The following is a 22,636-nucleotide window of genomic DNA, read 5'->3' on the forward strand; positions in this document are numbered from 1 at the left end:
TTGGATTTGCTTAGGCGGTTTTTCCGGCCTGGTCAAATATGGCCCCAATTCATGCCCGGCCCGCGCATTGATTGCCGCCGGTCGCCGCCCTATCAAGGTCAAAGCCCCCGCAACCGGAGACCCCGCGTGCCCCTTGGCCTCGTTTCCCGCCGCATCGACCTTTTGCCCGGCCAGCCGGGACCCGAGCCGATCCGGCTGCGCACCCTGATCCTGCTGCGCTGGGTCGCCATCGCCGGGCAATTGGCCGCCGTGGGCGCGGCGCTGGCGATCGGGGCGAAATTCTCGCTGCCGGCGGTGCTGGCGGTGATCGGCCTTGCCATCGCGCTGAACCTGGCGCTGTCGCTGCGGCCCGGCCGGCGCATCACGGCGCGCGAGGCGGCCTGGCAACTGGGTTTCGACCTGGCGCAGATCGCGGCGCTTCTTGCGCTGACCGGCGGGCTGGAAAACCCCTTTGCGCTGCTGCTGCTGGCGCCCGTCACCATCACGGCGACCGCCTTGCCGGGCCGGCACCTGCTGGCCCTGGGCGTGGCCACCTTCGTCATGGTGACGCTGGCGGCGGTCTTTGCCCAGCCGCTGACCTTCCGCCCGGCCCCGCTTGCGCTGCAATATCCGCTGCTGGTCGGGCATTGGTTCGCCATCGTCATCGGCGCGCTGTTCTTCGCGGCCTATGCGCGGCTGGTCGCGGCCGAGGTCAGCGCCACCTCGGACGCGCTTTTCGCCGCGCGCATGGCGCTGGAGCGGGAACAGAAGCTGCAGACCCTGGGCGGTGTCGTCGCCGCCGCCGCGCATGAGCTGGGCACGCCCTTGGCCACGATCAAGCTGGTCAGCGCCGAGCTTTCCGACGAGCTGGCCGAGGCGCTGCCCGACCGCGACGACCTGGCCGAGGATCTGGCGCTGCTGCGCCAATCCGCCGACCGCTGCCGCGACATCCTGAAATCCATGGGCGCCTCGGGCCGCGACGATCTCTTGATCCGCTCGGCGCCGCTGTCCGAGGTGCTGGCCGAGGCCGCCGCCCCGCATCGCGACCGGCGCGCGCAGATCGTGCTGGACAGCGCCGCGGCCGACCCCATCGTGCATCGCGACGCTGCGGTCATCCACGGGCTGCGCAACCTGATCCAGAACGCCGTCGATTTCGCGGCCGAGCGTGTCACCGTGCGCACCGGCGCCGACCGGCGCGAGATCTGGCTGCGCATCAGCGACGACGGCCCGGGCTTTCCCCCGACGCTGCTGCCGCGCATCGGCAGCCCCTTCCTGACCACCCGCCCGCGCGCCGAGGACGGCCGCAGCTACGAGGGCATGGGCTTGGGCCTCTTCATCGCCAAGGCGCTGCTGGAACGCTCGGGCGCGCGGCTGCGCTTCGGCAATGGCGCGCAGGGCGCCGAGGTCACGGTGATCTGGCCGCGCGAGCTGATCGAGACCGACAACCGTGGCGCCCTGGGGCGAAACCCCGAAATTCTCGGCTGAATCCGGCGCCCGTTAACCACTTCTTAAAATATCGCGCTATAGTTGAGCAGGTGGGTCCATGATGGGTTGTTGCGATGGTTGCGCATTTCCTGATCGCCTTTGCTGCCGCGGCGCTGGCCGTCGGCCTGGCGCTGCTGCTGATGCGGCAGCTCGAGCGGCGCTTCGGCGGCGCCGGTCCGGCGCGTGGCCTGGAACGCGGGATCGAGCCGATCGTGTTCCTGTTCCGCAACCAGGTGCTGATCGATGCCACCGGCCCGGCCCGGGCGCTGCTGGCGACGCTGCCCGGCCAGGGCGACTGGCAGGGCCTGACCAGCTGGCTGGCGATGCGCCTGCCGGATTTCGGCGCGCTGCTGCCCGATCTCTCCGGCGCCGCGCGGCTGGAGTTCAAGGAACGCGCCCAAGGCCATCCGCTGCGCCTGCTGGCCGAGGATCTGGGCGAGGGGGTGGTCCGCCTGACGCTGGCCGATCCGGCCGCCGAGAATGCCGGCATCCTGGTCGATTCGCTGTCGCTGGGCGTCATGGAGCAGGAACTCGAGATCCTGCGCAGCACCATGGACCATTCGCCGATGTTGGCCTGGCGCCAGGACCGCCAGGGCCAGGTCACCTGGGCGAACTCGGCCTATATGGACCTGGCCGATGCCCGGCTGCCCGACCAGACGCAATGGCCCCTGCCGCAGATCGTCGACCTCAGCGCGCGCCCGGCCAGCGGCGGCGGCGCTCGGCGCATCCAGGTCGACCATGACGGGCAGAGCCGCTGGTACGATTGCCACGTGCACGAGGTCGCCGAGCAGACCGTCGCCATCGCCCTGCCCGCCGATGCCGCCGTCCGCGCCGAGCGGGCGCTGCGCGAATTCGTCCAGACCCTGACCAAGACCTTTGCCGACCTGCCCATCGGGCTCGCGATCTTCGACCGCGACCGCAATCTGCAGCTCTTCAACCCGGCGCTGATCGACCTGACCGGCCTCGCCACCGGCTTCCTGACCGCGCGCCCGACGCTTTACGCCTTTCTGGATCGCCTGCGCGAGGCGCGCATGGTGCCCGAGCCCAAGGATTACCGCAGCTGGCGCAACCAGATGGCCTCGCTCGAGGCGGCGGCGTCCTCGGGGCATCATGTCGAGATGTGGTCGCTGCCCGGCGGCCAGACCTATCGCGTCACCGGCCGGCCTCATCCCGACGGTGCGGTGGCCTTCCTGTTCGAGGACATCACCTCGGAAATCTCGCTGACCCGCAAGTTCCGCGCCGACCTGTCGCTGGGCGCCGAGGTGCTGGATTCGCTCGAGGATGCGGTGGTGGTCTTTGCCGCGAATGGCGAGCTTCTGATCTCGAACCGCCGCTATGGCGAGCTTTGGGGTGCCGCCGCGCCGGCGACGCTGGACGACCATATCGCGATCTGGACCCAGGCTTGCGGGCAAAGCCCCGGCCTTGCCGCGCTGCGCGAGGCGCTTCATGCCGCGCTGCCCGACCAGCCGGTGCGCGGTGCAATGGCCGGTCCGGCCGGCGGCCTGCTCTCCTGGGGGCTGCGCGGGTTGTCGGGCGGGCGGCTGCTCTTGAGCTTTGCCGCGCCGATGCCGACGCCGCCGCTTGCGGCCGACCCGCCGGCTAGGACCGCGCCGGCGGATCCGGCAGAGACGGCGTGGCTGCGCCACAGCATGAGCGGATGAAATCTCCCTTGCCTCCGGACCCGCCCTGCGCTTCCCTGCGCCGGATTGCAGGAGGCAGGGCATGATGGATAGGGCGCGACAGGATGGCAGCCGGCCGGTGGTCCCCGACACCGTGGCCGGGCGCCGCGTGCTGTTCGTGATGGCGCTCGAATCCGAATACGGGCCGCAGCTGCGGGCCCGCATCGCGCCCTTGATGACCGGCGTCGGCCCGGTCGAGGCCGCGGTCGTGCTGACCGCCGAACTCGCACGGCTCGAGGCCCGGGATGCCTTGCCCGAACTGGTGGTCTCGCTGGGTTCGGCCGGCTCGCGCCAGCTGGAGCAACTCCGGGTCTACCAGGTCTCGGCGCTGGAATATCGCGACATGGACGCCTCGGCCCTGGGATTTGCCCGCGGCGAGACGCCGCTTCTGGGCCTGCCTGCCCGCCAGCCGCTGCCGCATCGCATCCCCGGTCTCGCCGAGGCGAGCCTCGCCACCGGGGCCAGCATCGTCAGCGGCGCGGGCTATGATGCGGTCACGGCGCAGATGGTCGACATGGAGAGCTATGCGGTGCTGCGGGCCTGCCAGCGCTTCGGCCTGCCGCTGATCGGTCTGCGCGGCATTTCGGACGGGGCCGAGGAACTGCGCCAGCTGTCGGACTGGACGCAATACCTGCATCTCGTCGACGAAAACCTGGCCGAGGCCGTGGACCAGCTGAGCGAGGCGCTGGCTTCGGGCGCGCTGATGCTGCCAGCGACTGGCGCTTAAGGTCGGATCGGCAGTCAAGTCATCCAGATCATGACTGCGGCGAGGGTGAAGCCTGAGGTGGATGGTCCTTCTGTCCTAGCGGGTTGCGACCTGAGCTGGCGGGATAGCTGCGGCAGAATGACTCGGGCACGCTTTGATGATGGTGGCGGCCGGGGCCCAGCGCCCGCTGTCATGACCGACACCGGCCGTGGACGCTCGTCCCATGCTGGACGCATGCGCGCCGGCGGTTCGTGAAGCGGCTGGAAAAGGACGGATCGCCGAGGCAGCCCTGCGCCAGATCGCCGGACTCCATGCCATCGGGAAGGCGGATGCGCGGCGCCTGATCCGCCTCGCGGCACGGCAGACACGCCCGGCCCCCATCATTGGCTCGTGCACAGCTCTCGCGCATTCCCCGGTCCTCGAAACTGGCCGAAGCTATCCGCTACACGCTGGCGCGCTGGCCGGGTCTTGCCCGCTTCCCCGAGGATGGTCGCCCGGAACTGGACACCAATCCTGTCGAAAACCGGATCCGGAAGATCGCGTCGACCCGCAAGAATGCCCTCTTCGCGGGGCATGAGGCCGGAGCGGAGCACCGGGCCATGCTCGCCAGCCTCACTGCCGACTGCAAGATGAACGACATCCGGTCACCATCCCGCCGAGACCCCTGCACCTTGCTCGACGGGCATCCCTAGCGCCGCATCGACAAGCTCATGCCCTGGAACTTCACCACAGCGTCAAGCCTCGCCGCAGAGGGCTGGGCCGAGTGCTCACGGTGCTTAATGCTATGCTCGCGGCATATGCGTCCGAAGATGTGCTCGAACGCGCCGGTATCGTCGGGCCGATTGCGAACTGCACGCCATTGTTGGTTAACATTGTGCGGATCCGGCACAGCTGCGATCAGGTCGCGCAGGACCTGCGCGGCAGCCCGGCCTCTTGAGCGAGTCGAAGGCAGACGTGCTGGTTCTGTCGATTGCGAGAAAAAGATAGAGGCTCCCTTCGGCGGCCTGAACCTCTGCAATGTCGACATGGAACTGAGGCCTCGCCCGCCATCGGTTCGAGGGCAAGGCCGAAACCAATGGGATAGCGTTTGAGGCGCGGCCGCGGTGGCTTGTCCCCCTCGACATCCGGTAGACGCGAGATGTCATGACACCGGTGCAGTGCTGATCGTGTCAGGTGCGGTCGTGTCGGCTGCAAGGCATACGTGCAAGCGAAGCGCCGTCCAGTGGCAGCAGCTCTTCGGCCTCGGAGAGAACCGTAGAGCGAGGTTCCGGCGGCCCGGTTCAAATCGTCGACCGTGGCCCGCTTACGCCACTTCGCGAGGGCTGATGCCAGGCTCCCGGCGCAGCGGCGGTCGAAGCGTGCGATCATTCGGGCCGGCCCTCGGACCAATGGCGGGCAGGCCCTCATTATTGCAGCCCGGATGGCGTGCGTGGTCGTGGCGCTGCGTGACGAACCTGGCCCATGGAGCTTCCTCCATTCCAAAGAAAGGACCGCACCATCAAACCAGGAGATCAACCAGCTAGGCGCCGCGCATCTGCCGGTCTTTTCGGTCGTCCTGCGCGAGCCAGCGCTGATCCGGGCTCGCGACTGGCGCGGGGCAGTGCCAAAGGAATCTCCCAGCGGTGCTGCTGCTTGCCAGACGGGCGCTTGCCTCGACGCAGCTTGTGCCGTCGTCGCTCGCCTTGACCATGGCCGGATTCCACGCAGTAGCCGGTGGCGGGTCCTGCGGCTCCAGATGCCTCGGATTTGCCGTCGCCTGTGCTGTGCTTAGGCCCTCGGCGCCGATCCGCACCGGGGCTCGCGATTGCGCGAGGCGCAGCGCAACGGGATCACCCAGCGGGCTGTCGACCTGCAGACGGAGCCGAACCGCCCAGCCGTCACCTTGCATCTGACGGGAGTCCGACATGCTTGCAGGACACCTGGTGACCACGGCCCTGACCTGACCGGCTGGAGCGGCGCCGCCCTTGCCGCGGCCCCTTCGCTGGACCCGGTCGCGCCGCTGGCACGGCCAGGACCTGTCCAGCGGCGAAAGTCGCGCGGTAGATGCCTCTTGGACGACGATGCCACGGTGCAGACGCCGGATCCGCCTGGATCAGTCCTCGGCGCCGATCAGCATCTGGCCCTCGGGCCAGCGCAGCGTGGTGCTCAGCGTGATGACCTGCTGCTCTCCGGCGGCGATGCGGCGGTTCCAGACCAGCAGCCCGCGCTTGCCGTCGGGGTCGGTGGCGTCGGGCGCGGGGTCGGCGCGCCAGTCGATGCGCAGGTCCTTCTGGGTCGAGACCGGCACCCGGTCGATCACCCGCAACGGCCATTCCTCGGCGGTCAGGTTGCGGATGCGCAGCTCGGCCACCTCCTGGCGTTCCGAGGATTTCGAGATCAGCCCGCGCGCGCCCTCGGTCTCGTCGGGGGTCCGGCGTTCCAGCTTGATGCCGGTCAGCGGGCCGAAGCCCAGCTTCATCTTGTCGCCGGCGGCGGTCAGCTCCAGCGCGCCGCGCCCGACCAGGGCGCCGTCCGCGTAAAAGCTGGCGCTGCCGGGCAGGATCACCGCGCCGGTGGAATTCACCGTATCGGCCACCAGATAGGCGGTGTCGTCGCGGCGCGGCACCGCCTCGGCCACCACCTCGGGGGTCAGCGCATGCGAATCCAGCGGCAGGCGCAGCGCATCGGCGCCGTCGCGCAGCGTGACCGAGGTCGGGTAGTCATAGACCACCGTCTCGCCGACCACGCCCGCCAGGGCCGATCCGGCGACGGCGGATTCGTCCAGCACGACCGGCTCGACCTCATGGCGCTCGGCGGAATCCATCGCCGCCTCGGCCATCGGCGCGGCCGAGCGGCTGTAGAGCTGGGCCTCGTTCTCGCCGATGCGGGGGAATTGCGGCTGCAATTCGCTGGGCGCCGACTGGTCCATCGGCCGGGCGGTGGACAGCAGCAGATGCACGCCGGCCCAATCCTCGCCGGTGCTCTGGCGCACCAGCAGCCCGCGATCCAGGCGCAGCGTGCCCGCCTTGCGGGCCAGCGACAGGTCGTAGACCGGCTGCCAACTGGCGTCGCCGGTCAGGCTGGTGATGCGGATGCGCGCGGGCTGGCCCTGGCCCTGGACCGCGACGACCAGCGCGCCGCGCGCCGATTCCGGGCCGCGCAGCGCCTCGAGCCGGGCCTCGGCCGTCTCCAGCCGCTCCTCCAGATCCTCGCGGCCTTGGTCGGCGGCTTCGGCCTCGGCCTCGGCGCGGATCGCGGCCTGGCGCGCCTGCAGCAATTGCTGGCCGACCGTGCCCGACAAGGCGGCGATGTCATTGCCGGCCATGCCGTCGGATTCCGCCAGCTTCATCAGGAATTCGATCAGGTCCTCGGCCGCCTCGCCCTGGGCCTTGATGCCGGCGACGCGGGAGGCATGGGCCGAAAGCTCGGATTTCAGCTGCCGCACCCGGTCCTCGGCCGCGGCGAGCTCGGGCGATTTCGCCGGCGTCTCGGGCAGGGCGCGTTCCTGCTGGAAGCCGACGGCGCCGATCACCGCGCCTTGGCCGCTGATGCGCAGGCTTTCCGGGGCCACGCCCTCGGGGATGCCGGGGATGACCAGCTCATGCGCGCCGGCGGGCAGGTCCAGCGCCGCCTCGCGGGTGACGCCGGCGCCCCAGGGATAGACGGTCACATCGGTCACGCGGGCCGTGGTCTCGATGCGGTCGGCAAGCGCGGGGCCGGCGAACAGGATGGCGGTGGAAAGCAGAAGATGACGCATCGGACCCCTCGTTGATAACGGCCGACAGGGTCCGCGACGCGGGCGCGAAATGCAAGAGGGCGCCCAAGGCGCCCCCGCATCGGCCTCTCAGCCCTTTTTCAGCACGCGATTGCCCAGAAGCTCGGCGATCTGCACCGCGTTCAAGGCCGCGCCCTTGCGCAGGTTGTCGCTGACGCACCAGAAGTTCAGGCCGTTTTCCACGGTCACGTCCTGGCGGATGCGTGAGATGAAGGTCGCGAAATCGCCGACGCATTCGACCGGCGTGGCGTAGCCGCCCGGCTCGCGCTTGTCGATGACCAGGATGCCCGGCGCCTCGCGCAGGATGTCGCGGGCCTCGTCCTCGTCCAGGAAATCCTCGGTCTCGACGTTGATCGCCTCGGAATGGCCGACAAAGACCGGCACCCGCACGCAGGTCGCCGTGACCTTGATCGCAGGGTCGAGGATCTTCTTGGTCTCGGCCACCATCTTCCATTCTTCCTTGGTGTCGCCGCTGTCCAGGAAGACGTCGATCTGCGGGATCACGTTGAAGGCGATCTGCTTCTGGAACTTCTTCGGCTCGACCTCTTGCCCCGGGACATACATGCCCTTGGTCTGGTTCCAGAGCTCGTCCATGCCCTCTTTCCCGGCGCCCGACACCGACTGGTAGGTCGAGACGACGACGCGCTTGATCCGGGCGCGGTCATGCAGCGGCTTCAGCGCCACCACCATCTGCGCGGTCGAGCAGTTGGGATTGGCGATGATCATTTTGTTGCGGTAATCCTCGATCGCGTCGGCGTTCACCTCGGGCACGATCAGCGGGATCTGCGGGTCGTAGCGATAGAGCGACGAGTTGTCGATCACCACGCAGCCCTGGCTGGCGGCGATGGGGGCATAGGTCTTGGTCGCGTCCGAGCCGATGGCGAACAACGCGATGTCGTAGCCGGTAAAGTCGAAACCCTCGATGTCCTTGCATTTCAGGGTCTTGTCGCCATAGCTGACCTCAGTGCCAATGCTCCGGCGCGAAGCCAGAGCGACAACCTCATCGGCAGGAAACTCGCGCTCGGCGAGAATGTTCAGCATTTCACGGCCCACGTTCCCCGTGGCGCCGGCGACAACGACCTTGTAGCCCATTGGGGGTCTCCTTCTAAAGGACGCCGCGATATAGGGCGATTCCCCGGAAAGGGAAAGCGAGATTTCGGCGAAACGACTGATGATATGGCGAAATATCGGCTTAATGCCGATGGATCCGGCGATCTGCCCGTTCCAGTTCCTGGACCCAGCGGGATTCCCCTGAAAAATCATGGGGAACCTGTTCGGCGCTTCGCCGGCCCGACAGCGACAGCGAGGCGAAGAAATCGAAGCCGTAGAGGTCGAGCCGCGCCATGTCGGACCGCGCGATCAGGTCGATCATCATGGCGCCGGTGGTGGGCGGGGCGCCCAGCCGGTCCTTCAGCGCGCGATAGTCGGCCAGCGGATGCAGGTAGAAGCCGGGGCCGGTCGCCGTCCGCCAGTCCAGCCGCTTGCGCTTGGGCGACATCCACAGGATGCGGGCGGGGGCGATGCGGCTGCGGTCCGCGTCGGACAGGCGCGTGGCCAGCGCCAGCCAGTCGGTGCGGGTGCCGTGGCTGGCGGCCGCGGGCATCGGCGCGCGGTTGATGCGGATCACCAGGTCGGCCGCGTCGATGGCGGCGCCGTGATCGGTCTGTGCCAGCGCGCGGGCATTGCCGATCAGCGCGATGCGCTTGCCCGCAAGATCCGCCAGCAGCGCGGATTGCGGCACCGACAGGCGCTGCAGCGCGGATTCGTCGCGCAGAGTGCGGGCGATCAGGAAGCCGAGGCGGGTCACGCCAGCAGCCTGCGATAGACCTCGACGATGGCGCGGGCCTCGCCCTCGATGGCGTGGTTTGCGGCGACATGGGCGCGGGCGGCTTGGCCAGCGGCCTGGCGGCCGGCGTCGTCGTCGAGCCAACGCGCCAGAGCATCGGTCAGCGCGTCCACGTCCTCGCGCGCGACCAGGCTGCCGGTCTCGCCGTCGCGGATCAGCGTCTCATAGGCGCCGACGCGGGCGGCGACGGTGGGAACGCCGCAGGCCGCGGCCTCCAGCGGGGTCAGGCCGAAGCCCTCCCACCGCGCCGGGGCGGCGAACAGGTCGATGGCTTGGTAGTTGCGCACGACCTGCTCCCACGGCACTTCGCCCAGGAACCGGATGCGGTCCGACAGGCCGGCGGCGGCGATGCGGGATCGCAGATCGTCGGTGAACGCCTGGTTGTCGGCGGTGACGCGGCCGGTGAAGATCAGCCGGGCGCGCGGCCGGGTTGGGAACAGGCGCAGCGCTGCCTCGACCAGCAGGTCCACGCCCTTCTGCGCCCGAACGCGGCCGAAGCAGCCGATGACGATGTCCTCGGGCGCAAAGCCCAGTTCGGCCCGCAGCACCGCGCGGTCGGGGGCGGGGTGAAAGACCGATAGATCGACGCCGTGCAGGATCACCGCCGCCGGGCGTTCCAGATAGCTCGCGGCTTGCGGCGAGGTGGCGATCAGCGCGTCCTGTTGCCGGATCAGCCAGCGGGTGAACCCCGTATGTTGTCTTTGCGCGGCCGATGTAAACAACAATTTGTATTTGCGTCGCAAGATCCGGCGCAGAACCAGTCCCAGCGCCATCTCGGTATTGCGGCGGGCGTGCCAGACCCGCCAGCGATCGCGGGGCAGGGTGGCGGCGCGGCGCAGCGGGATATGCGGCAGCGCGGGGGGCAGCCCCGGCCCGGTGGTGACGATGCCGATCATCCGCGCCTGCACCGGGATCAGCCGCACCACAGTCGCCGTGACGCCCGACAGGCGGCGCTTCAGGTTGGGGGCGACGACCTCGATCTCAGCCATGGCGATCCTCGGGACTGAACAGATAGACAAGCAATCCGATGACCAGCGGTATCAGGAAGAACAGGAAGATGTAACCGTAAGCCGTGGCTGGCGGCTGGCTGGCCGAGGCCGAAAGATACACCGGCCGCGACAGGAACTGCATCACCCCCACGCCCGAGATCGAGATCATGTTCATGAAGGTGATGCCGCGTCCGACCAGATGCGGCGGCAGAAAGGCCCGGCCATGCGACATGATCAGAGAATAGTTGCTGTCCGAGATGCAGACCATGACCAGCAGCACCGAGGACAGCCCCAGGCTGAGCCCGGGCGCCAGCCACAGGCTTGCCAGCACCGCGCAAAGCAGCAGCGTGTTCGCCAGCGAGGTGCGCTTGTCCGAGCCGAGCAGCCGCACCGCCCGCCCCACCGACAGGTTCGCCGTGACCATCGCCAGCCCCATGCCCAGCGTCACCCAGCCGATCAGGTAGTCGCTGGCGCCAAAGACCTCGGCCAGGTAGGGCCCGGCCCAGAGTCCGCGGATGCAGGCCGAGGCGGCATAGGTGATGCCCAGGAGCGGCAGGATCGCCCAGAGCTCGCGCACCTTCAGCAGGGCGCGCAGCGAGCCGATGGGATGCGTGCCCTCGGGTCGGGGCGGGTTCTTGACGCAGGCGTAGATCGTGGCCGAGACCGCCAGGGTGATCAGCGCCAGGATGGCCAGCGTCTCGCGCCAGCCGATGCCGTTGACCACCCAGACCAGCGGCGCGGCGCCCAGCATGTTGCCAAGCGAGCCCAGCCCGACCACCGCGCCGCCCGCCGCGCTCATCGAGGCGGGGGGCAGGGTGCGGGCAAAGATGAAGAAGCTGCCCATCATCACCGGCGCGCAGCCGACACCCAACAGCGCCATGGCGACATGCAGGTGCCAGGGCGCCTGCGCCAGGGCAAAGACCGCCGCCCCGCCACCGCCCCCCAGCGCCAGCAGCACCGAGACGGTCTCGCGCGGGCCCCAGCGGTCCAGCGCCCAGCCGACCGGGATCTGCATGGCGGCAAAGGCGATGTACCAAAGCCCCGAGGACAGCGCGAGATCGGCCGGCCCCGCCGCGAGCTCGGCATGCAGCGTCGGCGACAGCACCGCGAGACAGGCGCGATAGAACTGGCTGAGCGTATAGCCCAGCACGAGGGACATCAGTCCCGGCGACATGATCCAGCGCATGGTTCCCCCTTTGCGCCGGCGAAGCTGCGTCACGCCGCCGGAAAGTTCAACCCGGCCTTATTGCGTGACCAGGGGCGAGTCCCAGGCCTGCAACGGCGCCTCGCTCCAGTCGCCATAGGTGGCATTCGGGAAGACGATCCAGTCGGCGCCGAAATGGGCGGCGTTCTTGTCGACCTCGCCGCGCTTCACGTCCAGCGGCACCTTGCGGAAGGCGGCGTCGAAATCGGCCAGCGTGTCGCCCAGCAGCAGCACGATCTGGTGATCCTTGGCGGCCACGGCGCGGCGCTCGGCCTTGGAGGGACCGTAAAGCAGCACGTTGTCATCTCGGACCTGCGGGAAGCCCAGCTCCTTCAGCGTGGCGATGGTCGCGGCCTTGTTCTCGGGCTCGCTGAACCGGTCCGAGATGTAATAGATCGCCACGCCCGCTTTGTCGGCGAAATCGAAGAACGCCAGCGCGCCGGGGATCGGGGTCGGATGGCCCTTCAGCTCCCAATCGCCCCAGGTGTCCCAGGTGTCGTAGACGTGGCATTCCTGCATGTCGCGCACCAGAAGCGCGCTGTTGTCGATGGCGGTTTCGTCCAGGTCGGTGACAATGGCCAGCTTCCCCGGATCCTCGGCCTTGGCGATGGCGGCTTCCAGATTGGCCTTGGCCAGCGCATAGGCCTGCAATTGCAGGGCCCGCACCTCGGCCGATTGCTGCTGATAGCGCAGGCCCATGGCGAATTCGCGGACCTGGCATTGCGGCGTCGTGGCCGCGTCCTGCGCCATGGTGTCCTGGGACACGGCGTCCTGCGCCATGGCGGCCGGAGTCAGCAGGGTGGGGGCCAGCAGGGCAAGGGACAGCACGCCCGGCACCAGGCGGGCAAGAGGATGAGACATGGAAAACTCCCCGTTCATGACGGCGCTTTCTGCGCCTGACCGGAGAGGCTAATTTTTGTTGATTGACCCGTCAAACAAAATCAGGCCGCCGCCAGCCGGGCCGGCGCCTCGCGCACCGGCAGGTGGATCAGCGCGCTGAAGGCGCCGACGCCGACGCCGACCCACCAGACCAGGGTATAATCGCCATGGATGTCATACATCTTGCCGCCCAGCCAGACGCCCAGGAACGAGCCGAGCTGGTGGCTCAGGAACACGAAGCCGTAAAGCGTGCCCATGTAGCGCAGCCCGTAGATATAGGCGACGAGGCCGGAGGTCAGCGGCACCGTCGCCAGCCAAAGCGCCCCCATGACCAGCGAGAAGACGATGACGCTGCCGGGCGTGATCGGCATCAGGATGAAGGCGGCGGCGGCGATGGTGCGCAGGGTATAGATCCCGGCCAGCAGGTATTTCTTGCTATAGCGCTTGCCGAGCCAGCCGGCGAAGATCGAGCCGGCGATATTCGCCAGCCCGATCAGCGAGATGGCGGCCGCGCCCAGCGTCGAGGTGGTGGTGATGCCGATCCCGGCCAGCATGCCGCCCGGCGCGATCGGGCCGCACATCTCGGTCACCATGGCCGGGAAATGCGCGGTGATGAAGGCGAGCTGGTAGCCGCAGGAAAAGAAGCCGGCGAAGATCATCAGATAGGACGGGTCGGTGAAGGCGCGCTTCAAGACCGCGCCCATGCTCTCTTCCAGCTCGCTGCGGCTGGCGGGCTTGCCGCCGCCCAGCAGCGGCAGGAAGAACAGGCAGGCCAAGACGATGACGCCGAAGATCACGAACACCGACTGCCACGGGTATTGCAGCAGCAGGATCTCGGCCAGGGGCGCGCCGAAGACCTGCCCGGCCGAGCCGGCGGCGGTGCCGATCCCCAGCGCCAGGCTGCGATTCTCGTCGCTGGCGGCGCGGCCGATCACCGCCAGGATGACGCCGAAGCCGGTGCCGGCGATGCCGAACCCGACCATCACCTCCAGAAGCTGCATGGTCAGCGGGTCGCTGGCATAGGCGGTCAGGATCAGCCCGGCGGAATACAGAAAGGCGCCGATGATGACCGACCAGCGGTCGCCCCAGCGTTCGGCCAGGGCGCCGAAGATCGGCTGGCCGATGCCCCAGGCCAGGTTCTGGATGGCGATGGCCAGGCTGAACTCGGCGCGCGGCCAGTCGAATTCCTGCGCGATGGGGATCTGGAAGACGCCGAAGCTGGCGCGCAGCGCGAAGTTGATCAGCAGGATGATGGATCCCCCGACCAGGACGGCGGTGAAGAGCGGCGCGCGCGCGCTTGCGGATGTGCTTGCGGACATGGCGCCCCCCCTTTGCAGCCCGCCATTCCTGCGCCGGGCCGCGCGCGGCGTCAATGCCGCTCATTGCCTGGCGGGCCGGCGGGCGATAGGCTTGGATCAGGGATGGTGAAGTTCCGGGATCGCGAAAAGGCCGCCATGTATCAAGTCATTGGAACCGCGCAAAGCCGCGCCCTGCGCGTGCTGTGGATGCTCGAGGAACTGGGCCAGCCCTACGACCACCTGGCGGTGAACCCGCATAGCGAAAGGGTCACGCCCTTCAATCCGGCCGGCAAGGTGCCGGTGCTGGTGGCGGATGGCACGCCGATCACCGATTCGACCGCGATCCTGACCTATCTCGCCGACAAGCACGGCGCGCTGACCCACCCGGCCGGCACGCTGGACCGGGCGCGCCAGGACAGCCTGACGCAATTCGTGCTGGACGAATTCGACGCGGCGCTGTGGCTCGCGGCGCGGCACAGCTTCATCCTGCCCGAGGAGATGCGGCTTGCGGCGATCAAGAACACGCTGCGCTGGGAATTCGAACGCAGCCAGAAGACGCTGGTGCATCGCATGGCCGAGGACGGCTTCCTGATGGGCGAGCGCATGACCGTGCCCGACATCATCCTGGCGCATTGCCTGACCTGGGCGCTGACGGCGCGCTTTCCGATCGTCGAACACCGGCTGACGGATTACCTGGAGCGGATGCGGGCGCGGCCGGGCTTTCAGCGCGCTTCGGCCAGATAGGCGGCGGCTCCGAAGCCCGCCAGCCGCCCGGTGGCCAGGCAGCCGGTCAGCAGATAGCCACCGGTCGGCGCCTCCCAGTCCAGCATCTCGCCAGCGGCAAAGACGCCGGGCAGGGCGCGCAGCTCCAGCCGCTCGGTCAGGCTCGCGCCGGTGATACCCCCGGCTGACGAAATCGCCCGCTCCAGCCCCATCGGCCCGTCGTGGCGCAGCCGCAGCGCCTTGGCGTGCGCCGCCAGCCGCTCGGGATCATTGGGCAGCGGCTGGCCCCATTCCAGCAGCAGCGCCGCCCGCAGGGGATCGCCCAGCACCCGCCGCAGCCGGTTGCCCACCGACAGCTTCGCCGGCGCCCTGGCGAAACGCCGCGCCAGTTCCTCGATGGCCAGGTCGGGCGCCAGATCGACGAAGGCCTCGGCCCCGTCCCGCATCGAGGCCGCGAGTTCATAGACGCCGCCGCCCTCGATGCCATGCCGGGTGACCACCCATTCGCCGCGTCCGACCTGGCCACCGACATGCAGCGCCACGCCCTTGACCGCCTGGCCGAAATGCCGCGCCATCTGCGCCGACCAGCCGACGCGAAAGCCCATGTTCGCCGGCCGGAACGGCGCCACCGCAACGCCCCGCGCCGCGAGCCACGGCACCCAGGCCGCGTCCGATCCCAGCCGCGGCCAGCTCGCCCCGCCAAGCGCCAGCACCACCACCTGCGGCCGCAGGACCTGAACCCCGCCCGGCACATCGAAGCGCCAGCCATCGCCGTCAAACCCGCTCCAGCGCCAGCGCGTCCGCAGCGCGACGCCCGCGCCCGCCAGCCGCGCCAGCCAGGCCCGCAGCAGCGGCGAGGCCTTCATCCCGACCGGGAACACCCGCCCGGTCGAGCCGGTGAACAGCTCCATCCCCAACCCGCGCGCCCAGGCCATCACCGCCTCGGGCCCGATTTCTTTGCTCTGCAAATACCCCGGGGGAGTCCGCAGGACGGGGGCAGAGCCCCCATAATGCGCCGCAAAATCCGCGAAGGGTTCGGCCCTGGTCAGGTTCAGCCCGGATTTCCCCGCCATCAGGAACTTGCGCGCCGGGGTCGGCATCGCCTCGGCCACCACCACCCGGACGCCCTGCCCAGCCAGCACTTCGGCCGCCATCAGCCCGGCCGGTCCGGCGCCGATCACCAGCGCCTGCATCAGCGCCCGCCGCGCGGCATCATGCAGAGCCGCAGCAGCATCCGCTCCATCACCGCCATCGCCGGCGCCTTGGACGAGGACCGCAGTTGCAGGTCGGTCTCGATCAGCTGGTGGATCGCGTCCTCCAGCGCCCGCATGCCCCAGTCCTGCGCCTGCCGGATCATGCGGTCGCGGCGCGGGCCAAAGACCGGCGGCCGCAGCCGCGCCATGCCCGCGCCCGGCCCGCCGGGGTCCGAAGCACCGGCATGCAGGGCCCGGAAATGCCGCAGCGCCGCGATGCACAGCGTCACCGGCGCCGTGCCCTGGCCCTCGATGCGCCGCATCAGCGCGCCGAACTCGCGCGCCCGGCCCTCGGCGACGCAGTCGATCAACTCGTCCACCTCGGCCTCGATGGTGGCGGGGGCCAGCAGCGCGATCTCGGCCGGGCGCAGGGGACTGTCGTCGCCGTGCTTGTAAAGCCCGATCTTCTCGACCGTCTGGCGGAAATCGCCGGGATCCAGCGCGCGCGACAGCGCCATCAGGTCGCGCATGGCGTCGCGCGGCACCTCGCGCAGGCCCGCGTCGCGCAGCCAGCGCTCGACTTCCTCCTCGCCGGGCGGATCGTCATAGATCGGTGCGGTCACCGCCGTCGGATGCGGCTCGAAGAGCTTGCGCAGCGCCGAGGATTTCCCCAAGGCCCCCGCCGCCACTACGATCACCGCATCGCCCGCGCGCCACTCCCCCAGCGCCGAGGCCACCGCCGGCGCTGCCGCGTCGGGCGTGTCGTCGACCAGCACCACGCGCTGGCCGGGAAAGAAGCCGACCGCCTTGACCGCGTCCAGCAGCGCCGCCGGGTCCTTGCGCAGGTCGGCGCCGGGGATGCGGGTCAGGCGCATCTCTTCCTCGGCGCCGGGTCCGACCAGCGCCTTGACCGCCTCGGCCCGCTTCAGCGCCACGCGCATGGCATCCTGGCCATGGATCAGCAGCGCCGGCCGCGTCGGGTCGGGCCGCGCCAAGTAGCGTCCGATCTCGGCGCCCTTCAGGATCACGGAACTGCGGCCGGGTCCACGGCCATCAGCCGCGTCACCACCTGGTCGGCCAGCATCCGCGCCAGCCGCTCATGCGCGTCCTGCTCGGCGGCCATGGTGGCGATGGTGGTGCCGGTGGTGGAATACGAGGTAAAGCTGCTGACCTGTCCCCGCGTCACCACCTTGCCCGAACCCGATTCGGTCAGCACGAAATCCGCGCTGCCGTTCAGCGCATAGCGCGTGGTGATCTCGTCCGGGGTGATGGCCTGCGGCACCACGGCGATGCGCAGCCGGTAATCCAGCGCGAAGCGCGGGTTGCTGTCCGGCCCCAGCTGCTCGGCGATGCGGCCGGCAAAGCTGAAATCGTCCGGGGTCTTGGGATCGGCGGTGCGGACCTGGCCGAACAGCTTGCCGCCCACGCCCTCGGGCCCATAGACCGGGGAAAAGCCGCAGGCGGCCAGCGCCAAGGCGGCTAGGATCACGCTGCGCCTAGACCACGACATTGACGATCCGCCCCGGCACCACGATCAGCTTCTTGACCGGCGCGCCCTCCATGAAGCGCAGCACGGTTTCGTCGGCCATGACCAGCGCCTCGATCTGATCCTTGGGCATGTCCTTCGGCACCTCGATCTCGGCCCGGCGCTTGCCGTTGATCTGGATCGGCAGCACCACCGAATCCGAGACCAGCAGCGCCGGGTCCGCCTTGGGCCAGGGCGCATCGACGACCATGTCCTCGCCGCCGGCCTTGGCCCAGACCTCCTCGGCCAGGTGCGGCACCATCGGCGCCAGCAGTTGCGCCAGGATGCGCAGCGCTGCGCGGCGAGGCTCGCCGCCGGCCTTCGACTTACCGATGGCGTTCGCAAGCTCGTAAAGCTTGGCCACGGCCTTGTTGAAGGCGAAGCCCTCGATGGATTTCGTCACCTCGTCGATGGCGCGATGCGCGGCGCGCAGCAGATCGGGGTCGTCGCCGCCCTCGGGGATCTCGTCGGCCAGCCGCCAGACCCGGGCGAGGAAGCGGTTCGCGGCCTCGGCCCCGGCGGCGGTCCATTCCACGTCCCGCTCGGGCGGGCTGTCCGAGAGCATGAACCAGCGCGCAGTATCGGCGCCGAAATTGGCGACGATATTGACCGGATCGACGACGTTCTTCTTGGATTTCGACATCTTGGCCGAGGGGATGATCTCGACCGCCGTGCCGTCGGCCAGCTTGCCGTCCGTCACGTCCTCGGGCAGATGATAGACCGGGCGGCCGCGCTCGTCCCGGGTCATGTAGATCTCATGCGTGACCATGCCTTGGGTGAACAGCGCGTCGAAGGGCTCCCTGGCGCTTTCGGGCAGGTGGCCGGTCTTGACCATGGCGCGGGCGAAGAAGCGCGAATAGAGCAGGTGCAGGATCGCGTGCTCGATGCCACCGATATACTGGTCCACGTTCATCCAGTAGTCGGTCTCGGCCCGGTCGGTCGGCGTCGTCGCGTGGGGCGAGGTGAAACGGGCGTAATACCAGGACGAATCGACGAAGGTGTCCATCGTATCCGTCTCGCGCCGGGCCGCGCCGCCGCATTGCGGGCAGGTGGTTGCGGCCCAGGTCGGATGCCGGTTCAGCGGGTTGCCGGGCACGTCGAAGCTGACGTCCTGCGGCAGCAGCACCGGCAGATTCGCCTTGGCCTCGGGCACGGTGCCGCAGGCCTCGCAATGCACCACCGGGATCGGGCAGCCCCAGTAACGCTGCCGCGAAATGCCCCAGTCGCGCAGGCGGAATTTCGTCACGCCCTCGCCATAGCCCTTGGCCTCGGCATGGGCGATGGCGGCATCCACCGCGGCCTCGCCGGTCTGGTCGGCCGCGCCGGCAAAGCCGCGCACATAGGTCACGGTTTCGGATTTCAGCGGCACGAAGGGTGCCTTGGCGACCAGCGCATCGGCCTGTTCCAGCGTCATGCCCTTCTCGCCGAAGGTGGCGCGGATCGGCAGGCCGTATTTCGAGGCAAACTCATGGTCGCGCTCGTCATGCGCCGGAGAGCCGAAGATCGCGCCGGTGCCGTAATCCATCAGCACGAAATTCGCGATCCAGATCGGCAGCTGCCAGTCCGGGTCCAGCGGGTGGCGCACGGTCAGCCCGGTGTCGAAGCCCAGCTTCGGCGCGGTCTCGATGGCTTCCTCGGTGGTGCCGATCTTGCGGCATTCCTCGACGAAAGCCGCGACGGCCGCATCCTTGGCGGCCAGCGCCTTGACCAGCGGGTGATCCGGCGACAGCGCGACGAAGCTGGCGCCCATCAGCGTGTCGGGGCGGGTGGTATAGACCTCGATCTGCGGGAAATCGGGCAGACCGACGGTGTCAAAGCGGAATTGCAGCCCGCGCGACTTGCCGATCCAGTTCGCCTGCATCAGCCGCACCTTTTCCGGCCAGCCCTCCAGCCCGTCCAGCGCCGACAAGAGCTCGTCCGAGTAATCCGAGATCTTGAAGAACCACTGCGTCAGCTCCTTGCGCTCGACCGTGGCGCCGGATCGCCAGCCCTTGCCGTCGATCACCTGCTCGTTGGCCAGCACGGTCATGTCGACCGGATCCCAGTTCACCTGCGCCGACTTGCGGGTGATGAGCCCGGCTTCCAGCATGTCCAGGAACAGCGCCTGCTGCTGGGCGACATAGGCGTCGTCGCAGGTGGCGAATTCGCGGCTCCAGTCGATCGACAGGCCCAAGGGCTTCAGCTGGCCGCGCATGGTGGCGATATTGCCATAGGTCCAGTCGCGCGGATGGCCGCCCTGCTCCATCGCCGCGTTCTCGGCCGGCATGCCGAAGGCGTCCCAGCCCATCGGGTGCAGCACGGAAAAGCCTTGCGCGCGCTTGAACCGCGCCACCACGTCGCCCATCGTGTAGTTGCGCACATGGCCCATGTGGATGCGCCCCGAGGGATAGGGAAACATCTCGAGCACGTAATACTTGGGCCGCTCGTCCCGCACCGCGCGGAAGGTCTCCGCGTCGTCCCACGCCTTTTGCCAGCGCGGCTCGCTGATTGCGGGATCATAGGGCATGGAAACCTCCGGGCGTCAGATTGCCCGCAGGGTCATATCCCTTGCGCGTGCGCAGGTCCAGAAGGCTTAGAGCTTGCCGTCCCGGACGCGCATCTGCCGGGCGCGGGTCAGGATCGCGTCCTCGACCGCGCGCACGGTGTCGGGGGCGACCGCCGCGCCGCCGGCGCCCTGCAAGGACAGCTTCAGCGCGCGGGCATCCAGCGCCGGGTCGGTGATATTGACCGTGGCGCGATAGGACCGCCCGCCGCCGGGCGGCGTGCCGTAGCCGGTGACGATCACGCCGGTAAACGGGTCGATGGACTGGATCGGCAGGAAGTTCAGCACTTCCAGGCTGGCGTTCCACAGATACTTGTTCACCGCGACCGTGTCGTTCGGATTGCGGCGATTCGAGAACAGGTCCCAGATCGTCGATTGCCGCTGCGGCTGCGCGGCCTGCGCCTGCCGGTTCCCGCCCGGCCCCGAGGTCGCGGATCCGGCCGAGCCCGAGCCGCCGCCGGAACAAGCGGCAAGCCCGGCCGAAAGAAGCAGGGCGGCGGTCAGCCGTGCGGCGCGTCTGGTCATCTGGTGTCCCCCGGATCGTCTTGGCCGAGCCATAGCGCAATTCCGCCCCTTGCCACAAGAGAGGCCGCGCCGCCACCCGCCGGGTCGTGTCGCGGACCGGAAGGCGGGTGATATGGCACGCGCGCGTAGGGGTGGCAAAAACCGTACCGGCGCGGCCTTGCAGGCGTGCTTGCCCGGGCTGCAACGGACTGTGGCCCTTGTGCATCACAGCAGGTCCGAAACGGGCTAAGCCGATGCGATTCCGTTGCAATGCAGGGGGGAAAGGGCGACACAACTGGCTATACCTCGGTCGGTTCTCTGGCTGGGGCACACGAGAGAGACAAGAGGGAAAACCATGAAAAAGGTTCTTTTCGCCACCACCGCGCTGGTCATGACCGCCGGTGTTGCCGCTGCCGAAGTCGCCGTTTCGGGCGACGGCCGCATGGGTGTGATCTATGACGGCAACGACGCGCAGTTCTCGAGCCGCGCCCGCGTGACCTTCACCCTGACCGGTGAATCGGATGCCGGCCTGTCGTTCGGTGGTTCGTTCCGCACCGACCACGAAAGCGACTACACCGCTGGCAACACCGGTTCCGAGCGTTCGGCCGCCCGCGGCACCGCCGGCGCCGTCTGGATTTCGGGCACCTATGGCAAGCTGTCGATGGGTGACGTTGTCGGCGCCGCGGAAGCCGCGATCGGCGACCTGCCGGAAGTCGGTTACACCGAGGGTGAATTCGGTGGCGACGTCGAAGAGATCAGCTTCCTGGTCGGCGACGGTGCCAACGAAGACCAAGGCCCGACGATCCTGTACGAATACACCGTCAACAACATCTCGTTCTACGCCTCGGCCACCGACGGCTCGAACGTTGCCGGCCCGGGCGTGGTCGGTCGCTCGGACGTGTTCGACCTGGACGGCGATCAAATCGACACCGCCGACACCGCCTGGTCGGTCGCTGCGAAATACGAAGGCTCGAACTTCTGGGCCGCGCTGTCCTACTCGGACAACGGCGACGACAGCGAAATCGGTCTGGCTGCCGAAGGCAAGTTCAACAACTTCGCCATCAAAGGCGTGTACATGGACTACAGCATCGACTCGATCGCCGATGCCGATGCCAAGACCTATGGTCTGGGCGCGACCTACCAGATGGACGCGATCGCTGTGAAAGGCTTCTGGCGTCGTGACGAGTTCGAAGTTGCCGGCGTGGACGAAGAATACGACTCGTTCGGCATCGGTGCCGACTACGACCTGGGCGGCGGCGCCGTTCTGGCCGGTGGCATCATCGACACCGACTACCTGGACGACACCGTGCTCGACATGGGCGTCAAGTTCTCGTTCTGATCCGTCGGAACCGGAATGTGGAAGAGCGGGCCTTGCGCCCGCTCTTTTCTTTTGCGAATCATGCCGCCCATGGGACTGAATGACATCAGGCGCCGCATCGCCGCGGCCGAATCCGCCGCCGGGCGCGCACCGGGCGCGGTGACGCTGATCGCCGTCAGCAAGGTGCAACCGCCCGAGCGGGTCGAGGCCGTGCTGGCCGCCGGCCACCGCGTCTTCGGCGAGAATTACGTGCAGGAGGCGGCGGGCAAATGGCCCGCCTGGCGCGACCGCTTCCCGGGGGGCCAGTTGCACATGATCGGCCCCTTGCAGACCAACAAGCTGAAGCCGGCGCTGCAGCTTTTCGACGCCATCCATACGCTCGACCGCCCCTCGCTGGCGCAGAAGCTGGCGCGGCAGGTGCAGGGCGTCGGGTGCTGTCCGCAGCTTTTCGTGCAGGTGAACACCGGCGCCGAGCCGCAAAAGGCCGGCATCCTGCCCGACGAGGCGGACGGGTTCATCGCGGACTGCCGGGCGCTGGACCTGGACGTGCAGGGCCTGATGTGCATCCCGCCCGAGGATCAGGACGCCACCCCGCATTTCCGCGCGCTGCGCGCCATCGCGGTGCGGAACGGGCTAAGCAGCCTCTCGATGGGCATGAGCGCCGATTTCGAAACCGCCATTGCCGAGGGCGCCACCCATGTCCGCGTCGGCAGCGCGATCTTCGGCGCGCGCGACTACGGCTGAGCTGCCTCATCTGCCGCCAACGCGAGCGCGGCTTTCCGCGGCTCATTGGCCTGCATATGCGGCCCGCGCGGTTGCATTGCCAGCGCCTCCCGGGAACGCTCTCCAGCGCCGAAACGATTGCGCTGCGAGATCCGGACCCGCGCATGGGTCTGGACGCACGCGGTCGGCGAATCGGCTCGCCCGGCGGCGCTCGATGGCCCTGCGCCAGCATCCGCCGCGCTCTGCGTTCAAGGCTTCCCGAGAGGCGGTTGCCGGACCGGGCCGCGCC

Annotated in this window: 19 protein-coding genes and 1 pseudogene; 7 read left to right on the forward strand and 13 right to left on the reverse strand. The window is 68.8% G+C overall.

All coding sequences use genetic code 11. The features are described 5' to 3' along the window. Positions 1-126 precede the first annotated feature (126 nt). From PARN5_RS21780 to PARN5_RS23400, 4 genes are all read left to right on the forward strand, one after another. Complete coding sequence (locus PARN5_RS21780; RefSeq protein ID WP_017999108.1) at positions 127-1,464, forward strand: ActS/PrrB/RegB family redox-sensitive histidine kinase; 1,338 nt, start codon at positions 127-129, stop codon at positions 1,462-1,464. Between the two features lie 74 nt (positions 1,465-1,538). After that, positions 1,539-3,125 carry a PAS-domain containing protein gene (locus PARN5_RS21785; RefSeq protein ID WP_017999109.1) on the forward strand — a complete coding sequence of 529 codons (1,587 nt, stop codon included), beginning with the start codon at positions 1,539-1,541 and terminating at the stop codon, positions 3,123-3,125. 61 nt (positions 3,126-3,186) lie between these two features. Beyond that, positions 3,187-3,870 (forward strand): 5'-methylthioadenosine/S-adenosylhomocysteine nucleosidase, encoded by a 684-nt coding sequence (locus tag PARN5_RS0107280; RefSeq protein WP_017999110.1) that lies wholly within the window; start codon positions 3,187-3,189, stop codon positions 3,868-3,870. A 362-nt stretch (positions 3,871-4,232) separates the two neighbouring features. Further along, the gene (locus tag PARN5_RS23400) at positions 4,233-4,541 is read left to right on the forward strand and encodes a transposase (RefSeq protein WP_081614945.1); all 309 of its coding nucleotides are present in this window, start codon (positions 4,233-4,235) and stop codon (positions 4,539-4,541) included. A 77-nt stretch (positions 4,542-4,618) separates the two neighbouring features. Here PARN5_RS23400 and PARN5_RS24835 read toward each other — a convergent pair. The 8 genes and pseudogenes from PARN5_RS24835 to PARN5_RS0107320 all read right to left on the reverse strand — a co-directional run. Continuing rightward, positions 4,619-5,256, reverse strand: a pseudogene (locus tag PARN5_RS24835) (hypothetical protein); the annotation flags it as partial. Positions 5,257-5,941: 685 nt separating this feature from the next. Beyond that, on the reverse strand, positions 5,942-7,585 hold the full coding sequence (locus PARN5_RS0107290) for a DUF4139 domain-containing protein (RefSeq protein WP_017999113.1): 1,644 nt from the start codon (positions 7,583-7,585) through the stop codon (positions 5,942-5,944). An 87-nt stretch (positions 7,586-7,672) separates the two neighbouring features. Then, on the reverse strand, positions 7,673-8,695 hold the full coding sequence (locus PARN5_RS0107295; protein ID WP_017999114.1) for an aspartate-semialdehyde dehydrogenase: 1,023 nt from the start codon (positions 8,693-8,695) through the stop codon (positions 7,673-7,675). Positions 8,696-8,795: 100 nt separating this feature from the next. Beyond that, positions 8,796-9,410: a glycosyltransferase family 29 protein gene (locus PARN5_RS0107300; protein WP_017999115.1), complete on the reverse strand. Its 615-nt coding sequence runs from the start codon at positions 9,408-9,410 to the stop codon at positions 8,796-8,798. Continuing rightward, positions 9,407-10,438, reverse strand: coding sequence for a glycosyltransferase family 4 protein (locus PARN5_RS0107305; RefSeq protein WP_017999116.1), 1,032 nt, complete (start codon positions 10,436-10,438; stop codon positions 9,407-9,409). The genes PARN5_RS0107300 and PARN5_RS0107305 overlap by 4 nt, the downstream gene beginning before the upstream one ends. Next, positions 10,431-11,624, reverse strand: coding sequence for an MFS transporter (locus PARN5_RS0107310; RefSeq protein ID WP_017999117.1), 1,194 nt, complete (start codon positions 11,622-11,624; stop codon positions 10,431-10,433). The genes PARN5_RS0107305 and PARN5_RS0107310 overlap by 8 nt, the downstream gene beginning before the upstream one ends. Positions 11,625-11,681: 57 nt before the next feature. Continuing rightward, the gene (locus tag PARN5_RS0107315) at positions 11,682-12,503 is read right to left on the reverse strand and encodes an HAD family acid phosphatase (RefSeq protein WP_198289576.1); all 822 of its coding nucleotides are present in this window, start codon (positions 12,501-12,503) and stop codon (positions 11,682-11,684) included. An 80-nt stretch (positions 12,504-12,583) separates the two neighbouring features. Next, the gene (locus tag PARN5_RS0107320; RefSeq protein ID WP_017999119.1) at positions 12,584-13,840 is read right to left on the reverse strand and encodes an MFS transporter; all 1,257 of its coding nucleotides are present in this window, start codon (positions 13,838-13,840) and stop codon (positions 12,584-12,586) included. 135 nt (positions 13,841-13,975) lie between these two features. Here PARN5_RS0107320 and PARN5_RS0107325 point away from each other — a divergent pair, with 135 nt between their 5' ends. Beyond that, positions 13,976-14,563, forward strand: a complete 588-nt coding sequence (locus PARN5_RS0107325) for a glutathione S-transferase family protein (RefSeq protein WP_026155245.1) — start codon at positions 13,976-13,978, stop codon at positions 14,561-14,563. Here PARN5_RS0107325 and PARN5_RS0107330 read toward each other — a convergent pair. The 5 genes from PARN5_RS0107330 to PARN5_RS0107350 form a co-directional block, all read right to left on the reverse strand. Then, a complete protein-coding gene (locus tag PARN5_RS0107330) occupies positions 14,542-15,735 on the reverse strand; it encodes a TIGR03862 family flavoprotein (protein ID WP_017999121.1) in 1,194 nt (397 codons plus the stop codon). The two genes, PARN5_RS0107325 and PARN5_RS0107330, sit on opposite strands and share 22 nt — an antisense overlap. After that, positions 15,735-16,763 (reverse strand): DNA polymerase III subunit delta, encoded by a 1,029-nt coding sequence (holA, locus tag PARN5_RS0107335; RefSeq protein ID WP_017999122.1) that lies wholly within the window; start codon positions 16,761-16,763, stop codon positions 15,735-15,737. Before holA ends, PARN5_RS0107330 begins: the two co-directional genes overlap by 1 nt. Continuing rightward, a complete protein-coding gene (gene lptE / locus PARN5_RS0107340; RefSeq protein WP_026155246.1) occupies positions 16,760-17,245 on the reverse strand; it encodes an LPS assembly lipoprotein LptE in 486 nt (161 codons plus the stop codon). Before lptE ends, holA begins: the two co-directional genes overlap by 4 nt. Then, complete coding sequence (gene leuS, locus PARN5_RS0107345; protein WP_017999124.1) at positions 17,232-19,766, reverse strand: leucine--tRNA ligase; 2,535 nt, start codon at positions 19,764-19,766, stop codon at positions 17,232-17,234. Before leuS ends, lptE begins: the two co-directional genes overlap by 14 nt. Before the next feature lie 66 nt (positions 19,767-19,832). Continuing rightward, entirely contained in the window at positions 19,833-20,327 is a 495-nt protein-coding gene (locus PARN5_RS0107350) for a DUF3576 domain-containing protein (protein WP_017999125.1), read from the reverse strand. A gap of 334 nt (positions 20,328-20,661) precedes the next feature. Here PARN5_RS0107350 and PARN5_RS0107355 point away from each other — a divergent pair, with 334 nt between their 5' ends. Then, a complete protein-coding gene (locus tag PARN5_RS0107355; RefSeq protein WP_017999126.1) occupies positions 20,662-21,645 on the forward strand; it encodes a porin in 984 nt (327 codons plus the stop codon). 69 nt (positions 21,646-21,714) lie between these two features. Next, positions 21,715-22,368, forward strand: a complete 654-nt coding sequence (locus PARN5_RS0107360) for a YggS family pyridoxal phosphate-dependent enzyme (RefSeq protein ID WP_017999127.1) — start codon at positions 21,715-21,717, stop codon at positions 22,366-22,368. Positions 22,369-22,636: the final 268 nt, after the last annotated feature.

This window comes from Paracoccus sp. N5 (assembly GCF_000371965.1).
Lineage (GTDB): Bacteria > Pseudomonadota > Alphaproteobacteria > Rhodobacterales > Rhodobacteraceae > Paracoccus.